The 19706-nt window shown below is 45.0% G+C and carries 10 protein-coding genes; 3 read left to right on the top strand and 7 right to left on the bottom strand.

Features of this window, described 5'->3' with window-relative positions; genetic code table 11:
- Positions 1-114: 114 nt before the first annotated feature.
- The gene (locus AM228_RS25240; RefSeq protein ID WP_156332049.1) at positions 115-1878 is read left to right on the top strand and encodes a DUF1565 domain-containing protein; all 1764 of its coding nucleotides are present in this window, start codon (positions 115-117) and stop codon (positions 1876-1878) included.
- Between the two features lie 73 nt (positions 1879-1951).
- Here the strand turns inward: AM228_RS25240 and AM228_RS25235 are convergent, their stop codons facing one another.
- From AM228_RS25235 to AM228_RS36435, 4 genes are all read right to left on the bottom strand, one after another.
- Positions 1952-2569 (bottom strand): Uma2 family endonuclease, encoded by a 618-nt coding sequence (locus AM228_RS25235; protein ID WP_054469685.1) that lies wholly within the window; start codon positions 2567-2569, stop codon positions 1952-1954.
- A gap of 455 nt (positions 2570-3024) precedes the next feature.
- Complete coding sequence (locus AM228_RS25230; protein ID WP_054469684.1) at positions 3025-4167, bottom strand: hypothetical protein; 1143 nt, start codon at positions 4165-4167, stop codon at positions 3025-3027.
- Between the two features lie 148 nt (positions 4168-4315).
- A complete protein-coding gene (dapF, locus tag AM228_RS25225) occupies positions 4316-5161 on the bottom strand; it encodes a diaminopimelate epimerase (protein ID WP_054469683.1) in 846 nt (281 codons plus the stop codon).
- Positions 5151-5279, bottom strand: coding sequence for a hypothetical protein (locus AM228_RS36435; protein WP_255353265.1), 129 nt, complete (start codon positions 5277-5279; stop codon positions 5151-5153). Before AM228_RS36435 ends, dapF begins: the two co-directional genes overlap by 11 nt.
- A 15-nt stretch (positions 5280-5294) precedes the next feature.
- Between AM228_RS36435 and AM228_RS25220 the strand changes: the two genes are divergently transcribed.
- Positions 5295-5507, top strand: coding sequence for a hypothetical protein (locus tag AM228_RS25220; RefSeq protein ID WP_054469682.1), 213 nt, complete (start codon positions 5295-5297; stop codon positions 5505-5507).
- 392 nt (positions 5508-5899) lie between these two features.
- Here AM228_RS25220 and AM228_RS25210 read toward each other — a convergent pair whose 3' ends face one another.
- Entirely contained in the window at positions 5900-8200 is a 2301-nt protein-coding gene (locus AM228_RS25210) for a cation:proton antiporter (RefSeq protein WP_054469680.1), read from the bottom strand.
- Positions 8201-8343: 143 nt separating this feature from the next.
- On the bottom strand, positions 8344-12393 hold the full coding sequence (locus AM228_RS25205) for a PAS domain S-box protein (RefSeq protein ID WP_054469679.1): 4050 nt from the start codon (positions 12391-12393) through the stop codon (positions 8344-8346).
- Between the two features lie 191 nt (positions 12394-12584).
- Between AM228_RS25205 and AM228_RS33535 the strand changes: the two genes are divergently transcribed.
- Positions 12585-12872 (top strand): hypothetical protein, encoded by a 288-nt coding sequence (locus AM228_RS33535; RefSeq protein ID WP_156332048.1) that lies wholly within the window; start codon positions 12585-12587, stop codon positions 12870-12872.
- A 26-nt stretch (positions 12873-12898) separates the two neighbouring features.
- On the opposite strand, the gene AM228_RS25195 is transcribed toward AM228_RS33535, so the two are convergent.
- Positions 12899-19705 carry a HAMP domain-containing protein gene (locus AM228_RS25195; RefSeq protein ID WP_054469677.1) on the bottom strand — a complete coding sequence of 2269 codons (6807 nt, stop codon included), beginning with the start codon at positions 19703-19705 and terminating at the stop codon, positions 12899-12901.
- Position 19706 lies beyond the last annotated feature (1 nt).

The following is a 19706-nucleotide window of genomic DNA, read 5'->3' as shown; positions in this document are numbered from 1 at the left end:
TAAATGGTGCGCGAGGGATCTTTCTTCGTGCATTGGTTGATACGCCTTGGTTGAGAGAGTATCTCAACTTATGTGTTTGTTAGCAAATGTTAGCAAAAAAGTATCGGTAAAATTGTGAGTTCAGTAAACAAAACTAAAAAGTCAACGCGACTGACTGAGACGTTGATATGTGGTGCGACTCGCTACCACTATGGGATTCCCGGTGCGATCGCGAAGGGAATCGGCCATCTATTACTGGCAACTGGTGTTTGCTTCGCTTTATCCCCTGAGCCAACTATGGCTCAAACCCCAAACGCACCAGAAGCCATGTCCAATATACTGGCTCAAGCGCCGTCAACCGCCAACCAGTTATATGTCAATCCTGATCGGGGAAGCGATCGCGAAGGCCAGGGAAGCCTTCAGTCACCCTATAAAACCATTACCCATGCCCTGCGGGTAGCCCAAGCCAACACCACCATTATTTTAGCCCCAGGCACCTACAGTGCCGAAACCGGGGAAACATTTCCCTTAGAACTCAAGCGAAACGTCACCCTATCGGGACTCCCAGAACGCAACGGCAACGGCGTAGTCATCCAGGGGGGTGGCTCCTACATTAGTCGGACCGTCGCCGCGCAAAATGTCACCGCGATCGCCGCAGAAAAAGCCACCCTAACGGGAGTCACCATCACCAATCCGAATCGGCGGGGTTATGGCCTCTGGATTGAATCCACCAGTCCCACCATCACCAACAACACTTTTACCGGCAACACCCAAGACGGAATATTTGTCGCCGGTAACGCTGCCCCCGTGATTCGTGAGAATAACTTCGTCCAAAATGGCGCCAACGGGATGACCATCCACGGCACCGCCAAACCAGAAGTCCGGGAAAACTCCTTTGAAAGAACCGGATTCGGCATTAACGTAGTTGAACAAGCCGCGCCCGTATTGGTGGGCAATCGCATCCGGTTTAACAAAGATGGCTTGGTCGTCCAAGGATCCGCTCGACCTGTGTTGCGGAATAACATCATTGAAGGCAATGAACGGGATGGCATTGTGGCCATTTCTAATGCCTTACCTGACCTGGGTTCTTCCGGGCAACCGGGGGGAAATATTTTCCGCAATAATCGCCAATATGACATTAATGGGGAAGCGGCTAAAGAAATTATTTCTGCTTTTGGCAATGAGATGACCGGGAATCGGACAGCCGGACGGATCGATCTCGCGGGGGTGGTCAATCCCGCCAATTCTCCAAGACCAGTGGCGCAAACTCCTCGACCAACCCAAACTCGACCGACCCCAACGCGACCGACCCCGGCCCCATTGCCCAATCGGCCCACCTCTGGTCAAACTTCCGGCGCCGATTCATTTCCGCGTCCCACTCAAACACCGGGACAAAATCCTCGACCCACAGGATCTTCCGCCCCATCGACACAAACCCCGATTCCTGTCCCCACTTCTGAGCAACCGATTAATATTCCGGTGCCGCCTCCGAGAACCAGTAATGTACCTCCAGCCCCTTCCGGTTCTATTCCCAGTCCGGGAAATCGGGGTGACAGTTTGCCCGTGTTATTGCCGGTGCCCAATGGCAACGCGCCGATTGGCAATGCTGGATCGGCGTCACAACCTGTGGCGTCTAACGTGAATCCCCCTGGTGAAGGTCCACCAGTTCCAGCAAATCGCATTCAAATATTAGGTTTACGGTATCGGGTGACTGTTGATGCGCCCACTGCCAGAGAACAAAACCGGGTGCGATCGGTGGTTCCTGAAGCATTTCGTACCATCTTGAATGGTCGAACTGTGATGCAGGTTGGTGTGTTTAACAGTGCCGAAAATGCTAATCAAATAGTTGATACTCTCAATCGCAATGGCATTCAAGCGGTGATTCAGGAACTCGAATAAGCAAATTCGTAGGGGGGCAATTGCCCCCCTAATCATTTTTTACGGTGAGATTTACGGTGAGATTTTTTATTATTTAATCGGCTACGGCAAAAATTTCTTGAGCGGTTAACTTTAATTCAGGAAATGCGGCGGAAATAATCGGCTGTTCCCCGCGAAATTGTTGGACTTGATATTCCCCATCGATTAATTGATACACGGACAAAGTAGGCTGTTTGGGGTCGCCAATATATCGTTTGCCCCCTAATGCTAAATAATCCACAATCCAATATTCGGGTATTTCTAGGGCTTCATAATCAATTAATTTATATCCATAATCATCCCGCCAATTGGTACTGACTACTTCTATAATCAGTTTGATGGTTTTCCCCTGAGTAATGGTGGAGCGTTTTTTCCAGAGGTTTTCATCGGCTAAAGCGGTTTGATCTAGGACGATCACATCGGGATTATACCCGGATTTATCTGTGTCTACGGGTTTCACGATCGCCTGTCGAGGAATGATATAAGGCAGTTCTAGGCGATCGATTTGTACGCCTAGCTTCAGTGCGAGAAAACCGGCAACTTGTTCATGGGTTCCTGTAGGCTGCATTTCAAAAATTTCTCCATTGCGTAATTCATAACGACCGTATCCGTCTGGATATTGTTCAAAAAATTCTTCCAATGTGATTAATTTTGGGAGAGTTTCTGCCAGCATATTGACCTCCGCTTAGGGGTTGACTGATGTTCTTAGTATTTTGTTGGTATTTGGTGATTTGTTATTTCATTTGTCTGAAATTCGTATCTATGGTTTAATTATATTGTATCACAAGTTTAATCAATGGGTTGATGAATAAGAAATTATCAATTATAAAAATTAGACAAAGGAACCTTTTAAAGGGTTTTTATTTTTTGTGGTGAATGCTCACCCTAATTATTCTATAAGTCTTCTATAAATTATTAATTTTTTTGTATGTCTATAATTTAGCGATCGCGCAGGTAATTGAGAGATATTTTTTCCAACGATTAAGCGAAAATTATTCAAGTAAAAGAAAAGCATGACAATTTTGATTCAATAATTTTATAGATATAATCAAGTCCATTGAAGCAACCCTGACGCCAAATTAAAAGCAAGTCATTCGGCTTTTCTCTTACTTAAATAATGATGCAGAATTAGGCAGATTTAATTTCCTGAATCACCCATTCAAAGGTTTCATAAATCCGCTGTAAAGCTGTTTCATCTTGCAACGTAGACAAGCGAAAATTGGGTAAGCGGGTTTCGGTGGCATTCATGGGCAGGGCTAAACCGATCGCACTCATGCGCGATCGCAACTCTAACCAGGTTTCCGGCTCGTCAAACGGGGTTTGAGCGGCATAACTGCTAGAAGAAATTAAAAATTCTCCCGAAATTCCCACCGTAAATAAGGGGGTAGATTTTCGCCCTTTTGGGGCAAATTTGGCGGCAAATCCGCCATAAGCACCACCGCGTCCCCAGTGAATTTCCACTTCGGGTTTTTGGCGAATCCAATCATAAAGTTTTTTGGCTAATTCCGCCTCTTCTCGGCCTTGTCTTGCCTTAAATTCTTTAAAGAAAGAACTCTCATCCCACTGTCTTCTTTCCCGCGTGGTACTGGATTTTTTCTGTTGGGCACCGGCAGTTTGACCAATTAATCGGGGGACTAACGTTCTCTGGCCATCTTCGCTGAGATACTGCTTAATTTCCAACCCCAAAACTTCCGTAGGATCCATTTGTTCGTTCAGGAATTCTACCACTCGTCGCAGTTCCCCAGGAATTTCATCGGCAACAAAAACTAAGCGAAATTTGCCCGCTTGGAGATTGGTTTTTACCTGACTCCAAAACCCTTCTTCGTTGGCATCTTCACCGAGAAACTCTTCAAAGACTTGTTCTGGATCTCGACCGACTTCGCGGCAGTTGACTTCAAACTGGGTCACAATGGACTCAAAAGGCCAGTAAATTAAAGCATTGGCCGCATAGTCAATCATTTGACCCAGCATTTTTTGCCGCATTTCTGCATCGCGACTGCGCTTCACTTCAACCAGTGTGGGAATGCCGTCTTGATCGATAAATAAATGATCCAAGTTCCACCGATCTACCCCATCTTCTTCTGGGGCAATGGCTGATTCCCGATTAATCGATAACCAGCGTCTCGGAGTCGCCCGATCGATTTGATCTCCAGCTAAAATATTGGGATATTTTTCCAATAATTCTTGAAGTTGATCTTCCGAGTCATAAGCTTTTTCTGTCATTTCCACTAGGCGATCGTCGTCGTCGATCAGATAAATGCCTCCACCCATGAAAATTTCCTCTTGTTGATTAGTTTAATTGGGATTACCTGATTGATTTCATGGTGCCAGCCCATCAATCATCATTAAAGATAATGATCGGTGGGTCAGCATCTTCAACACTTAACATGATTATGTAATTTGGTGTAACTAGCTCTGGTTAAGAGAGTTTGCCAGTAAACACCCTTTGTGCTGGCCCGGTCATGTAAATTCTTTCGTTAGATTCTGACCATTCAATGACTAATGAGCCACCGGGCAATTCAATGGTCGCCTTTCTCTCACACCGACCTATAATGAATCCGGCCACCAGGGCGGCACAAGCCCCAGTCCCACAGGCGAGAGTAATTCCCGCCCCCCGTTCCCAGACGCGCATTTTCAGGTAATCAGGTGCGACCACTTGAACAAACTCGACGTTGGTGCGCTGGGGAAAGATGGGGTGATGCTCAAATTGTGGGCCGATGCTTTCTAGGGCAATTTCCGCTACATTATTCACAAAGGTAATACAGTGAGGATTGCCCATGTTGACGCAAGTCACCTTCCAAGTTTGACCGGCGACTTCCAAGGGTTGAATGATCACCCGACAGTCTTCTTCCATCAAGGTGGTGGGAATTTCTGCGGCGGTTAACCGGGGAACTCCCATGTCAACGGTGACTTGGCCATCGGCTTGGATTTGCGGGGTAATCATCCCGGCCAGAGTTTCAATATGATAGGTCTGTGGGGTACGGCTTGGGGCTTGTAAATCCGCCAAAAACCGAGCTAAACAGCGGATGCCATTGCCGCACATTTCCGGTTCCGAACCATCGGAGTTGAAAATCCGCATTTTGTAGTCGGCATCTGGGGATGTGGCCGGTAGTGCAAAAATTACCCCATCAGCCCCAATCCCAAAATGGCGATCGCACAGTTGTACCGCTTGAACGTCCGTCAAAATGGGTTCACTTGATTGGCGATTATCAATCAAAATGAAGTCATTTCCTAACCCGTGGTATTTAGTAAACTCAATAGTCATAGCCTTGTTTATTCACAATATTGCTGATTGCCATGTCAATGGCTAGTTTAAACAGGGAATCAAGGAGGGTTAACCACCCTGAATACACCACAATCGATCGCAAATAGTACACATTCATTGGATCAATTTGATTATGCCTGACTTTGATACCAGTCTCCCTAGCATTCGCCAAATCCAATCGTTAATCACCGATAAAAAAGAGGTAGAACTCAAATTGGTGACGGACGATCTCTTGGTGGGCAAGATTTTTTGGCAAGATATGGAGTGCATCTGCATTCTGGATCACTACGATCAAAAAACCATTGTTTGGCGACAAGCAATTGTTTATATGAAGCCGAAACCCTAAACCCGGATGGCGGTACAGGGTTATGGACTAATGGGGTTCCAGCTTATTCTTCTGCTGAATGTTCGATCCCAGATGTCTCCCCAGATTCATACGCCACTTGGCGCCAGTTGACGCCAGTTGACGCCAGTTGACGCCAGTTGACGCCAGTTGACGCCACTTGACGCCACTTGGCGCCACTTGCTCTACTTGGGGAGACCCCAAGACCCGTTCATGGTTCGCCAGTTGTTCATGGGGGAAACCCCCAAGACCACACTGGCTCACCGCACTGGCTTCTCTACCTGGGGAGACCCCAAACCTGTCCCCGGGAAGGCGGGGAACCGCAGTGGCTTTAGATTCGTTCTTCAATGATTGACTGACTGCTGTCACCATCACTAAAGGATTTTCAGTGGCTATCAATACCGGGACAATAGTGAAAGCTGAATTTGCTTCAGATCGGCTAATCGTCCACGCAGAAATAGCAGATCCCCTGCTTGAATTGTCATATCGCCGTGAGGAAATTGGATGAAATGCCCCTCGCGGCGAATGGCAAATACTTGGATCTGGTATTTTCGCCGCAGATCCAGATTGGCTAGAGTTTCCCCTGCCATCGGACTGCCTAGTGGCACTCTTAACCATTGGCAACACCGGCTTTCGCTCTCGACGGCAATTTCTCCCGATGCCAGTTGACTAAAGGTACTGATTTCTGCCGGTGTTCCGATTAATAAGAGGCGATCGCCCTCTAACAGAAGCGTCTCCCCATTGGGATAGTCGATTTCTTCCCTCGATGACCGCCGAATGGCCATCAAACTGACTCCAGTCAGGCGGCGCAAATCCACCTCTGTCAAAGTCATCCCGACTAATGGCGACGCTTCCGGCAAATCCAGCCATTTGGGATTCATGTCTTGGGTGGCAGCTTTAAGCTGTCGGGAAACTTCCGAGGCAGTTAGGGATGAGCGTAAGCCTTCGTAATGATGGCTGCGAATTTTGCCGATTTCTCGTTGAATGCCACTGAGAGAAAATCCCACGGTCAGCAATAAATGGGTGGATAATTCCAGGCTGACTTCAAATTCTGACTGGACAACCTCACGGGCACCGAGTTGATAGAGGAGTTCGATATCTTCTTCTTGGTTGGCTTGGACGACGATATCCAAGTCGGGGGATAATTCTAGGGAACGCTTCAGACATAGCCTGGTACTCATGGAATCCGGCAGGGCGATCGCCATTGCCTTAGCATGACGGACTCCCGCTGACTCCAGCACGTGCAAACTCGCGGCATTGCCATAAATATAAGGAATGCGATCGCGAAGCGGTGCGGATGCACTATCGCTCTCGCGGTGCGGTGTACTATCGCTGCGTAACTCTTGAATCGCCGCTTCCGACAAATCAATCACCACCACGGGATAATTGTGGGCTTGCAACAACTGCACCACCTTACGACCCACGCGCCCATAGCCACAAACCACCACGTGATTTTCTCCGGGCAGATCCTCCGATCGCCCCAAAATTGTCCCGGTTTGGTCAAAATAGGGCATGAACCAGGGGACTGTTTCGGCCCAGTCCAGGAGTTTGGGCATTAACTTTAACAACAAAGGCGTCACCATCAAGGTGACAGCGGTTGTCCCTAAAATAAACAAATACACCGGACGGGAAACCAGCCCCAACCCCAAAGCCCGCGCTGTCAGCACAAAAGAAAATTCCCCAATTTGGGCTAATCCCAAACCCACTAACAACGCCGTTCTCAGGGAATAACCAAATATCATCACTAACGGGGTGGTAATCAAAAATTTACCCACCAACACCAAAGCCACCAATCCTAAAATCAATTCCAGATGGTTCCACAGGAAGATCGGATCGATCAGCATTCCCACGGAGACAAAGAAGAGGGCGGCAAAAATATCTCGCAGGGGTTCAACATAAGTTAGGGTTTGATCCGCGTATTCCACCTCGGAAATCATCAAACCGGCCACAAAAGCGCCCATTTCGATGGAAAATCCCAGATGTTCCGTCAACAGGGCAATGCCCAAACACAAAACCACCACACCGAGCAAAAATAATTCGCGACTTTCGGTTTTAGCCAGTAAGCGCAACAAGCGGGGGACGACAAAAATGCCCGCCAGTACCGCCCCCCCCGCAAACAGGGCAATTCTCAGTAAAGCGTTAAGCAGCGCCATACCAATGGCTTCTGCCGGTTCGTCCAAAGCCGGTAATACCGCCAACATGAAACCCAAGGCAAGGTCTTGGACGACTAAAATCCCCAGCATGACTTGACCGTGGGGGGTTTCCGTCTCATTGCGTTCGATCAAGCACTTGAGTACCACCGCTGTGGAAGACAGGGACAGAATGGCTCCCAGGAATACCCCCTGGGCTGGTTCGAGTACCCAGCCTAAGCTCAAGGAAATCAAAGTGGTGACGGCAATGGTTAAGCCAATTTGTAAGCTACCTCCACCGAGGGCGATCGCTTTTACCTTTCGCAGTTCGGCAAAGGAAAACTCAACTCCCAAAGCAAACAGTAGCAACGCCACACCAAATTGAGCCAAGGTTTCCACTTGAATAAATTCTTTAATCCATCCCAGACTTGCCGGCCCAACGATCATCCCCCCTAGGAGATATCCTAATAATGGTGGTTGACGCAGCGCAGACGCCAACAGTCCCCCGGCAGCGGCCACCGCTAAAACGGTTACAAGGTCAATAATGAGTCTAAAGTTTTCTGGCACAGAATTGGGAGAAATAATCTAGAAACTATTGTAAATTATTAAATATTATAGCAGAATCATATCAGAATAATATCTGAATCATATCAGGAATCGTCAAAAGGGATAATCACTTAGGGTGAGGGCAATAAATCAAAGTCATTCAATCATATTTTCACCATGATCTCCGTTAACGCTTCTAATAATTTGCTCGTGGTGTAAGGTTTCACCAAAAATGTTTTCACATTCGCTTCTAAAGCCAGTTTTTGATTGGCCATAATACCGCTAGTCGCAATGATTTTCACTTGGGGATTAATTTTTTGCAGAGTACGGATTGCCGTCAGACCATCTAGGTTTGGCAACATCATATCCATTAAGACAACGCTGATTTCCTGTTGATGTTGGGCATAGAGAGAGAGTGCTTCTATGCCATCACTTGCAATCATTGTCCTGTAATTATAGTTTTCTAAAGCCGTTTTGGTAATCTCTTGAATTAGGGCTTCATCCTCAACAATTAAGATGAGTTCGCCGTTACCGCTAGGCATTGCTTCTTCTGAGGTTGTGAGGTTGACTTCTCCTGCTATAGCCGGTAAGAAAACGTTAAATTGTGTCCCTTTGCCTAACTCACTATGAACCTTGACAAAACCACCATGATTCTTCACAATTCCTCTGACGGTTGATAAGCCTAATCCGGTGCCCTTGCCAGTTCCCTTCGTGGTGAAAAATGGGTCAAAAATTTTGTCTAATAAATCTGGGGAAATGCCGCTGCCTGTATCCGCAACTGTCACCACCACATAAGCACCTACTTTGGCTTCTAAATTCATCGCCGCATAATATTGATCTAATTGACGATTTTCGGCAGAAATTGTCAATTTTCCTCCCTCGGTCATGGCATCTCGCGCATTAACCATCAGATTCATAAATACTTGGTGCATCTGGATAGCATCTGCCGAGATGGTCGAGAGTTCTTTGGTAGGAATTTCATGGGAAATGGTGATGGATTTGGGAAATGTCTGTTTGGCAATCCCGATTAATTCTAGGAGCAAGTAGCCTAATTGTATGGTTGCTAAGTTGCCTTCGGTGCTGCGACTAAATAGCAGAATTTGTTTAACCAAATCAGCCCCACGTCTGGCACTACTAGACAGAATGGCTAATAGTCGTTGTGTTTGGTCGTCAGGATGCGGTAATTTCTGGGGCAGTAGTTGACTGGCTCCTAAAATTGGGGTGAGAATGTTATTAAAATCATGGGCGATGCCACTGGCTAAGGTTCCAAGGCTTTCTAAGCGTTGAGCGTGGTAAAATTGCTGTTCCAGTTGTTTTTTCTCGGTAATATCATTGTTGACTACGAGGATGGATTGGGGTTGAGAAAATTTATTTTCTACCCGGGTTTTATGACTGGCTACGATGATTTTTTGGCCGGTTTTGGTGATTTGCTCTATTTCCCCTTGCCAACTGCCTTCTGCCCTCGCGGTTTGGATCGCCTGAGTCAGCGCAATGTCTTGATTAAATAGAGACTGGCTTTTTTGTCCGATAATTTCGGCGGCTGTCCAACCATATAAACGTTCTGCTCCTTTACTCCAAAATAAAATTTGATCGTCAAAATCATGGACAAATATGGCATCAGTAGCCAGATCAATTAAGGCGGCTTGTTCAGCAATTTTGCTTTTGGCTTGCTTACGTTCTGTAATATCCGTGGAAATACCCCCAATAGCATAAACTTTTCCCGTAGCATCATAGAGGGGAAATTTCAAAGTAAAAAAAGTTAAAGGCTTATGTGTATGAGGTGGCAAAAGTTCTTGTTCCATAGCCATAATTTGCTGAGATGCCAAGATTTGGCGATTGTGATTAGCCATAAAATCAGCTTCTTCTTTTGTCCAGATATCATAAAGGCTTTTCCCTAGTAACTGCTCGGCAGTCATACCTATCATGTCTTCATAAGAACGACTGACTAAAAAATACCTGTTTTCCAGATCGATCATGAAAATAAGAACAGGAGCATATTCGAGCAGTGCTTTTAGCCTTTGTTCGCTTATAAAGAGAGATTCTTGGGCTTTTTTCCGCTGTTGTAATTCTTGATAGGCTTGTTGATATAATTCTGATTGTTGAATGGCAATCCCCACTTGAGTGGCTAACTGTTTCATTAATTCGATTTCGGTTTCTTGCCATTGGCGAGGGGCGCTGCATTGATGAGCAATTAATAAACCCCATAATTTATCGGCTTGTAGAATGGGAACCGCTAGATTTGCTCTGACTTGAAACGGTTTCATCAATTCACGATAACAAGGGGGAATATCCTCAGCATAAAAGTCGGTTCGGCTAGTGACAATCCCTTGACGATAGGGTTCAATATAATCTTCCGCGAAACAGGGATCGTTAATACTGGTATCAACAATGGCAGGGTAATTCTGATTGACTGATTCTCGGATGACGATACCTGACCAGTCAGGCTGAAACCGAAAAATAATCACCCGATCGCATTTTAAGAAGTCTCTGACTTGATCGACGGTCCGCTGTAAAACTTGCTCAAGATCAAGGGTTTCCCGGATATTTTGGGCAATACTTTTCACCAATTGCTCTCTATTCAGTTGTTCCTGTAGGGCAATTTCCGCTTGTTTGCGATCGGTAATATCAACAATCGTGCCAATCATCCGCACAGGTTGTCCCGCTTCGTCATAAAGCCCTTGCCCCTTGCCTAATACCCAGCGAATTGTGCCATCGGAGTAAATCACCCGATATTCTGCTTTGTAATCTCTGTGGTTTTCCAGGGCTTCCAAGAGTTGCCGTTCCACCTCGGTTACATCGTCAGGGTGAAGGCGACTGCGCCATGCTTCATAAGTGCACTCCACCTCCCCTACCTGATACCCCAACAAATTGTAATGGCAGGAATTCCATTGGATAATTCCGGTGGTAAGCTGCCAGTCCCATACCCCTGTTTGGGTCAGTTCTAGGGCTAATCGCAACTGTTCTTCTTGCTGCTTGATGATAGTTTCGGCTTCTCGGAGGGCGATTTCCGCTTGTTTGCGATCGGTAATATCGGTGAAAACACCCGTGACTAACCAACAATGATTTATTTCATCCCAGGCAAAAAACTGGGAAGCGGCAATCCAGCGTCGAGTCCCATCTTTGTGACGAAAACGATATTCTACATAGTTAGTTCTGTGCAACTTATGGTCTTCAAATATTTGAGCAACAAGGGGTGCCAAATCTTCAGGATAGACATTATTTGTCCAGAGATTTTGATCGGCGATTAATTCTTCTGCGGTATAGCCAAATAGCCTTTCACAGCCTCCAGACCAATAATCAAATACCCAAGAGCGATCGCTCTTGGCTCGATAACTGGCGATCGCAGCGATCGCCCGATCAAGAATATTACTCAGTTTCGCTTCTTCTTGGCGTTTATAATCGGTAATATCTCGAAAAACAATGACTGCACCAATAATATTTCCTTGAATATCTTGAATCGGTGAGGCTGAGTCATCAATGGCAAATTTCCTGCCATCACGGGCAATCAACATCGTATTTTGAGGCAGATTAACGATCTTAACCTGCTCCAAGGCTTTAATAATGGGATTTTCTACTTTTATTTGGGTAATTTCGTTAACAGTTGTCAAAATTTCCAATAAAGGCAAACCTTGAGCGTCTTTTTGACTCCAACCTGTCAGATATTCAGCCATTGGATTGAGATAAGTAATCTTACCTTGAGCATTGGTAGTAATCACAGCATCGCCAATGGATTTGAGGGTGACTTGAGCTAATTCTTTTTCTAAAAAAAGTGATTCTTGGGTACGTTTGTGTTCTTCTATTTCCTGTTTAAGTCGCTGATTTTGCTGAAATAGTTGGATAAATACTTTAACTTTTGAAATTAAAATTTCTGGAATGATGGGCTTAACGATATAGTCAACGGCTCCGAGGGCATAGCCTTTAAACATGAGAGTTTCACTCGGATTATAGGCGGTGACAAAAACAATGGGGGTGGTTTCGTTTTTTTCCCTTTGTCTAATGATTTCTGCGGTTTCAAAGCCATCCATTTCGGGCATTTTTACATCCAGCAGAATTAAAGCAAATTCTTGTTCTAACAGGCATTTTAAGGCTTGTCTACCAGAGGTGACTTTGACACAAGTTGCTTCTACATTGCTGAGTAATGCTTCTAATGCCAATAAATTAGCTTCTTTGTCGTCAACTAATAAGATTTTAGGGAGGGGCTGATCAGGGTTCATGGGATCGCTTCCTTAGTTCTTTTTTTATTTTACACACATCAGGTAAATCATATATATTATATAGTTTTTCCAAATGAGTTGTCCAAGATTTGGATGATACCCCACCCTAGCCTTCCCGCTAGATAAAACTTACCCAAACTTATGTCGTTAACCCTTTGAAGGCTAATCTTGCAGGGGTTTTCATCTAGCCGGTGGTTTGGTTTCGTAGGGGCGCCCCCAAAGCGCCCCCAAAGCGCCCCCAAAGCGTCCCCAAGGTAGGGGCGCAATGCTTGCGCCCCCAAAGCCGCCCCCAAAGCGTCCCCAAGGTAGGGGCGCAAGCATTGTGGGCGCAAGCATTGTGGGCGCAAGCATTGTGGGCGCAAGCATTGTGGGCGCAAGCATTGTGGGCGCAAGCATTGTGGGCGCAAGCATTGTGGGCGCAAGCATTGCGCCCCTACTCTCGTTTCACTCGTTCCCCGGCTTTGACTGGGAACGAGTGACAACGCTATATATAATTCACGATTAACTATTTTCTATTTCCTTCATATAACCAAACACGAAGCAATGAAAGCAATTGATCAATGTCGATCGGTTTGGCAATATAGTCAGAAGCACCAGCTTGGAGACATTTTTCGCGATCGCCCGGCATGGCTTTGGCAGTTAGGGCAATAATCGGCAAAGAATGGAATTGATACATCTGTCGAATATTCCGGGTTGTTTCATAACCGTCCATATCGGGCATCATAATGTCCATCAGGACAATATCAATATCGGGTGTATTCTGTAAAAGAGCAATCCCATCTAGGCCATTTTCCGCATAGACTACTTCGATTTGATAGGACTCCAGCATACTGGTAAGGGCGAAAACATTCCGCACATCGTCATCCACAATTAAAACTTTTTTACCGATTAATCCTGTATTAATGTGATTAAATCTTTCCAGGATTTGTTGTTTAGCTTCAGGGAAGTGTTTTTGGTCACGATGCAAGAATAAACAGATACAGCCAAAAATCCGCTCCATCAATAGATCATCTTTTTTTAAGATAATCCTTGTACCCATTTGCATCAGTTGGGTTTTTTCTTGTTGAGTAAAATCTTCATGGCGATAAACCAGAATTGGTAAAAAGGCGATGTTGGGGCTTGACTTGGCGTTAAGATTTAGTTTCAGTCTGTTGATTAACTCAAAACCACTGATGTCTGGTTGATCCCAATTGAGTAAGATACAAGCAAACTCATTAGATTCTAAGGCTGCTAGTGCTTCTTCAGTATTACTGACAGCAGTAGTAGCTACATCAAGATTCCCGACTAAATTGACAATGGCTTGACGGAATTCGGGATCATTTTCGATGACTAATAGGTTTCTTGGTACTGTTTCACTAAAAGTTTTGAGGGTGATTAATGCTTGGGATAGATCCTCGTTGGTGATGGGTTTTTGCAAATAGCCAATTGCACCCATTTCTAAGCTGCGCTGTTCTCCTTCCCAAACGGTAATCACATAGACGGGAATGGGGTGGGTTTTGGGATTATGTTTCAGGAGATCCAGGATTTTCCAACCACTCATTCCTGGTAAGCCAATATCGAGAATAATGGCATGAATGGGGGATTGCTTGAGAATATTGAAAGCGGTTTCACTGTCTGAAGCGACGATCGCTTTAAAGCCATGATTGTGAGCCGATTCGATCACAATGTTAGCAAAGCTGCGGTTGTCTTCGATGATTAATAAGACGGCATCTTCCTCAGCGATCTTGCCCTTATCGTCATTGATGTCTGGGAAATCAGTTAAGGAATCGTTCAATTTTGCCGATGAGCTTGATGATTCTGATTGATGGGTTTCGCTGGAAATTTTTGCTAGGGAAACCGCAGGGAGAGTGAGTTCCTGATTAATTCGGCTAATCCCTGGATTTTTTTTCTCGATTTGGGGAAGTGAAACGGAGGTTTTTTTTGCCTCTTCCTCTAATTCTTTTTTGATCGGGGAAGGAAGGGATGGACGGCGATCGATCTCCTCTGGCACAAAATATGTAATATTTTTCACGTCAGTTTGTGGGAGATAAAGGGTAAAGGTACTGCCGAACCCTAACTGACTAACCAGGGTAATTTCCCCGTCTAAAAGTCGGGCTAATTCCCGACTAATGGACAAACCTAAACCTGTGCCTCCATATTTACGGCTAGTAGTACCATCGGCTTGTTGAAATGCCTCAAAAATAACTTTTTGTTTGGCGCTGGGAATCCCAATCCCCGTATCAATCACGGAGAAAGCGATCACCAAATTGGCAGCATTTAAGGTTTCCCGATCGATACTCCAACCGGAAACCGCTGGTTTTACTTGTAAGCGAATTTCTCCTTTTTCGGTAAATTTAATGGCATTAGAAAGGAGATTTTTGAGGATTTGCTGTAAGCGTTTGGCATCAGTATAAATACTCCGAGGTAAAGAGGAAGAAAACTCCAGTGTAAAACCGAGGTTTTTGTCTTGGGCTAGTTGTTTGAAGTTGCGATCGATGTAGTTTTCTAACTCAGTCAAGGGCATCCGATCAAGTTCAATGGCGATCGTCCCTGATTCAATTTTGGCCAGATCGAGAATGTCATTAATTAAGGCTAAGAGATCATTTCCCGCACCGTAAATGGTTTGGGCATATTCAACTTGTTTGCGATCGAGATTCCCGGCGCTGTTTTGGGCTAATAATCGCGCTAAAATCAGCAAACTATTCAAAGGTGTCCGTAATTCATGGGACATATTGGCTAAAAATTCTGATTTATACTTAGAAGTTAGGGCGAGTTGTTCGGCTTTTTCTTCTAAGGACTTCCGCGCCAAGTCTATTTCTTTGTTTTTCCGTTCTACTTCTTTGTTTTGGACGGATAAGAGTCGGGCTTTTTCTTTCAATTCTTCATTGGTTTGTTGCAGTTGTTCCTGTTGATTTTTCAACAATTCCTCAGAAGCTTGTAAAGAGCGGGCTTGTTGTTCTAACCGTTTGTTTGTTTCGCGCAGTTCGTTTTGTTGGGTTTGTAATTCTTCCGCTAAAGATTGGGACTGTTTGAGTAATTCTTCAGTCCGCATACTAGCGGCGATCGTATTCAACACAATCCCAATACTTTCCGTTAGCTGATCTAAGAAAGTGAGGTGAATATCACTAAAGCGGTGGAAAGAAGCTAATTCAATGACCGCTGTTACTTGGCTTTCAAAGACCACAGGTAAGACGACGACATTGAGGGGCGTCGCTTCTCCTAAACCGGAACTAATTTTAATATAATCGGCGGGAACCTCACTAATTAAAATCCGTTCTTTTTCCAAAGCACATTGTCCCACCAAACCTTCCCCAATATGGAACTGATTGGCTAGATGTTTCCGTTCTCGATAGGCGTAGCTACTGATTAGTTTTAAGATTACCGAAGACATCTGGTTATCCATTAAGTAGAATACCCCATGTTGAGCCGAAACTAACGGTGCAAGTTCCGACAGAATTAATTTAGAAACTGTCTCTAAATCGCGCTGTCCTTGTAACATTCGGGTAAATTTAGCCAGGTTAGTTTTCAGCCAATCTTGTTCAGCATTTTTCTGAGTTGTTTCGCGTAAATTGGCGATCATTTGGTTCACATTATCTTTTAAAACCGCCACTTCGCCTTGGGCTTCCACCGCAATCGATCGCGTTAAATCCCCCCTGGCCACTGCAATAGATACTTCTGCGATCGCTCGTACCTGAGTTGTCAAATTTGAGGCTAATTCATTCACATTATCAGTTAAAGTGCGCCAAGTTCCCGAAGCACCTGGGACTTGTGCTTGTCCCCCTAATTTCCCCTCAATTCCTACCTCTCGCGCCACCGATGTCACCTGATCCGCAAAAGTCGCCAGGGTATCAATCATCTCATTAATCGTATCAGCTAAAGTCGCAATTTCACCTTTAGCTTCTAAAGCCAATTTCCGTTTCAAATCCCCATTCGCCACCGAAGTTACAACTCGCGCAATCCCTCGTACTTGGGCGGTTAAATTCCCCGCCATGAAATTCACATTATCCGTCAAATCTTTCCAAGTACCACCCACCCCTTTAACATCCGCTTGACCGCCTAATTTTCCTTCCGTTCCCACCTCACGCGCAACCCGTGTCACCTCAGACGCAAAAGAACTCAGTTGATCCACCATCGTATTAATGGTATTTTTCAACTCCAAAATCTCACCCTTAACATCCGTAGTAATCTTCTTCGATAAATCCCCTGTTGCTAAAGCTTTGGTAACTTCGGCAATATTCCGCACCTGTCCCGTTAAATTACTTGCCATCGAATTAACACTATCGGTTAAATCCTTCCAAGTACCACCAACACCTTTCACCTCCGCTTGCCCACCTAATTTACCTTCCGTACCCACTTCTCGCGCTACCCGTGTCACCTCAGAAGCAAAGGAACTCAGTTGATCCACCATAATATTAACGGTGTTTTTCAACTCTAAAATTTCCCCTTTCACATCCACCGTCACTTTCTTAGATAAATCACCATTAGCCACCGCCGTGGTCACTTCCGCAATATTCCGTACTTGGGAAGTCAAATTACCCGCCATTGAGTTGACACTATCAGTTAAATCTTTCCAAGTTCCGGCAACCCCTTTTACCTCAGCTTGTACCCCTAATTTACCTTCCGTACCAACTTCTCGCGCTACCCTGGTTACTTCAGAAGCAAAGGAACTGAGTTGATCCACCATTGTATTAATCGTGTTTTTCAACTCTAAAATCTCACCTTTTACTGCCACCGTGATTTTTTTCGATAAATCACCATTAGCCACCGCCGTTGTTACTTCGGCAATGTTTCTGACTTGAGAAGTTAAACTTCCCGCCATCACATTCACGTTATCGGTTAAATCCTTCCAAGTACCACCCACACCTTTAACATCAGCTTGACCGCCTAATTTACCTTCCGTTCCCACTTCTCGCGCTACCCGTGTCACCTCCGAAGCAAAAGAACTCAGTTGATCCACCATCGTATTAATGGTATTTTTCAACTCCAAAATCTCACCTTTAACATCAGTGGTAATTTTCTTAGATAAATCCCCTGTTGCTAAAGCTTTAGTCACTTCGGCAATATTTCTTACTTGAGAAGTCAGATTACTTGCCATTGAATTAACACTATCAGTTAAATCTTTCCAAGTACCTGCCACCCCTTTAACTTCCGCTTGTACCCCTAATTTCCCTTCCGTACCCACTTCCCGCGCAACCCGTGTCACCTCCGAAGCAAAGGAACTCAGTTGATCTACCATCGTGTTCACGGTATTTTTTAACTCTAATATCTCCCCTTTAACATCTACCGTGACTTTTTTCGATAAATCACCCGTTGCTACTGCCGTTGTCACCTCGGCAATATTCCGCACTTGGGAAGTAAGATTACCTGCCATTGAGTTGACACTATCAGTTAAATCTTTCCAAGTACCACCAACCCCTTTAACTTCTGCTTGTACTCCTAATTTTCCTTCCGAGCCCACCTCTCTTGCTACCCTGGTTACTTCTGAAGCAAAGGAACTGAGTTGATCCACCATACTATTAACAGTGTCTTTTAACTCTAAAATCTCTCCTTTAACGTCAACGGTGACTTTTTTCGATAAATCGCCATTAGCTACAGCCTTGGTCACTTCGGCAATATTGCGGACTTGAGAGGTTAGATTACTTGCCATTGAATTAACACTATCAGTTAAGTCTTTCCAAGTACCAGCAACCCCTTTAACTTCTGCTTGTACCCCTAATTTGCCTTCCGAACCCACCTCTCTTGCTACCCTGGTTACTTCTGAAGCAAAGGAACTCAGTTGATCTACCATGATATTCACGGTATTTTTTAATTCTAAAATCTCTCCTTTAACATCAACGGTGACTTTTTTTGATAAATCACCAGTCGCCACCGCCGTTGTCACTTCGGCAATATTTCGTACTTGAGAGGTTAGATTACCTGCCATTGAATTAACACTATCGGTTAAGTCTTTCCAAGTACCACCGACCCCTTTAACTTCTGCTTGTACCCCTAGTTTTCCTTCCGAACCCACTTCCCGCGCAACTCGTGTTACTTCCGAAGCAAAAGAACTGAGTTGATCTACCATTGTGTTAATCGTATTTTTTAACTCTGACATTTCCCCTTTAACATCAACGGTAATTTTTTTCGATAAATCACCATTTGCTACGGCTGTTGTTACTGAGGCAATGTTTCTCACTTGGGAGGTTAAACTACCCGCCATGAAGTTGACATTATCGGTTAAATCTTTCCAAGTTCCACCAATACCTTTAACTTGCGCTTGTCCCCCCAGTTTTCCCTCAGATCCCACCTCTCTTGCTACCCGTGTTACTTCTGAAGCAAAGGAACTAAGTTGATCTACCATCAGGTTAACGGTGTTTTTTAACTCTAATATCTCCCCTTTAACATCAACGGTGACTTTTTTCGATAAATCACCCATTGCTACTGCCGTTGTCACTTCGGCAATATTCCGCACTTGGGAAGTAAGATTACCGGCCATTGAATTAACACTATCGGTTAAGTCTTTCCAAGTACCAGCAACCCCTTTAACTTCCGCTTGTACCCCTAATTTGCCTTCGGTTCCCACTTCCCTGGCAACTCGTGTTACTTCAGAAGCAAAGAAACTGAGTTGATCTACCATGATGTTCACGGTGGTTTTCAACTCAAAAATCTCGCCTTTCACATCTACCGTGACTTTTTTCGATAAATCACCATTAGCTACTGCCGTTGTCACTTCGGCAATATTTCGCACTTGGGAAGTAAGATTACCGGCCATTGAATTAACACTATCGGTTAAGTCTTTCCAAGTACCAGCCACGCCCTTAACTTGAGCTTGTCCGCCTAACTTACCTTCGGTTCCCACTTCTCTGGCTACCCGAATTACTTCTGAGGCGAAGGAGTTTAACTGAGCTACCATTGTGTTAACAATTTGGGCTGTTTGGAGAAATTCTCCTTGTAGGGGTCTGCTGTCAATTTCCAGGGGGCTAGTTTGGGAAAGATCCCCATTCGCTACTGCCCGAATGACCCTGGCTGTTTCCGCTGTGGGTTGGACTAAATCGGTAATGAGGGTATTAATAGAATTAATCCCACCAATCCAAGCACCTTTAGCACCGGAAAGGGCTGCCCGTTGGTTAATTTTGCCTTCTTTGCCAACAACTACGCTAATGCGCTCAAATTCTGTCACCATTCCCTCATTCATCTCAATAATGTCGTTGAGGGTATCAGCAATTTTACCTGCTATTCCTGTTTTTGTGACGGGCATTCTGGCGCTAAAATTGCCTTTTTTGACAGCAACGAGGGTTTGCAGTAATTGGTTTAAATCTAATTCTTCTGGATTCAGTGTTTGTGCGGTAGCCATA

The sequence above is a fragment of the Planktothricoides sp. SR001 genome (assembly GCF_001276715.1).
In the GTDB taxonomy this organism is placed as follows: domain Bacteria; phylum Cyanobacteriota; class Cyanobacteriia; order Cyanobacteriales; family Laspinemataceae; genus Planktothricoides; species Planktothricoides raciborskii.
Note: the sequence above shows the minus strand (reverse complement) of the source record. Positions and strands in the feature narration are given on the sequence as shown.

What these genes read in the sequence shown, in the direction of transcription:
- AM228_RS25235 (WP_054469685.1), bottom strand. Translation starts at nt 2,569, where the DNA reads ATGCTGGCAGAAACTCTCCCAAAATTAATCACATTGGAAGAATTTTTT.
- AM228_RS25230 (WP_054469684.1), bottom strand. Translation starts at nt 4,167, where the DNA reads ATGGGTGGAGGCATTTATCTGATCGACGACGACGATCGCCTAGTGGAA.
- dapF (WP_054469683.1), bottom strand. Translation starts at nt 5,161, where the DNA reads ATGACTATTGAGTTTACTAAATACCACGGGTTAGGAAATGACTTCATT.
- AM228_RS36435 (WP_255353265.1), bottom strand. Translation starts at nt 5,279, where the DNA reads ATGAATGTGTACTATTTGCGATCGATTGTGGTGTATTCAGGGTGGTTA.
- AM228_RS25220 (WP_054469682.1), top strand. Translation starts at nt 5,295, where the DNA reads ATGCCTGACTTTGATACCAGTCTCCCTAGCATTCGCCAAATCCAATCG.
- AM228_RS25205 (WP_054469679.1), bottom strand. Translation starts at nt 12,393, where the DNA reads ATGAACCCTGATCAGCCCCTCCCTAAAATCTTATTAGTTGACGACAAA.
- AM228_RS25195 (WP_054469677.1), bottom strand. Translation starts at nt 19,705, where the DNA reads ATGGCTACCGCACAAACACTGAATCCAGAAGAATTAGATTTAAACCAA.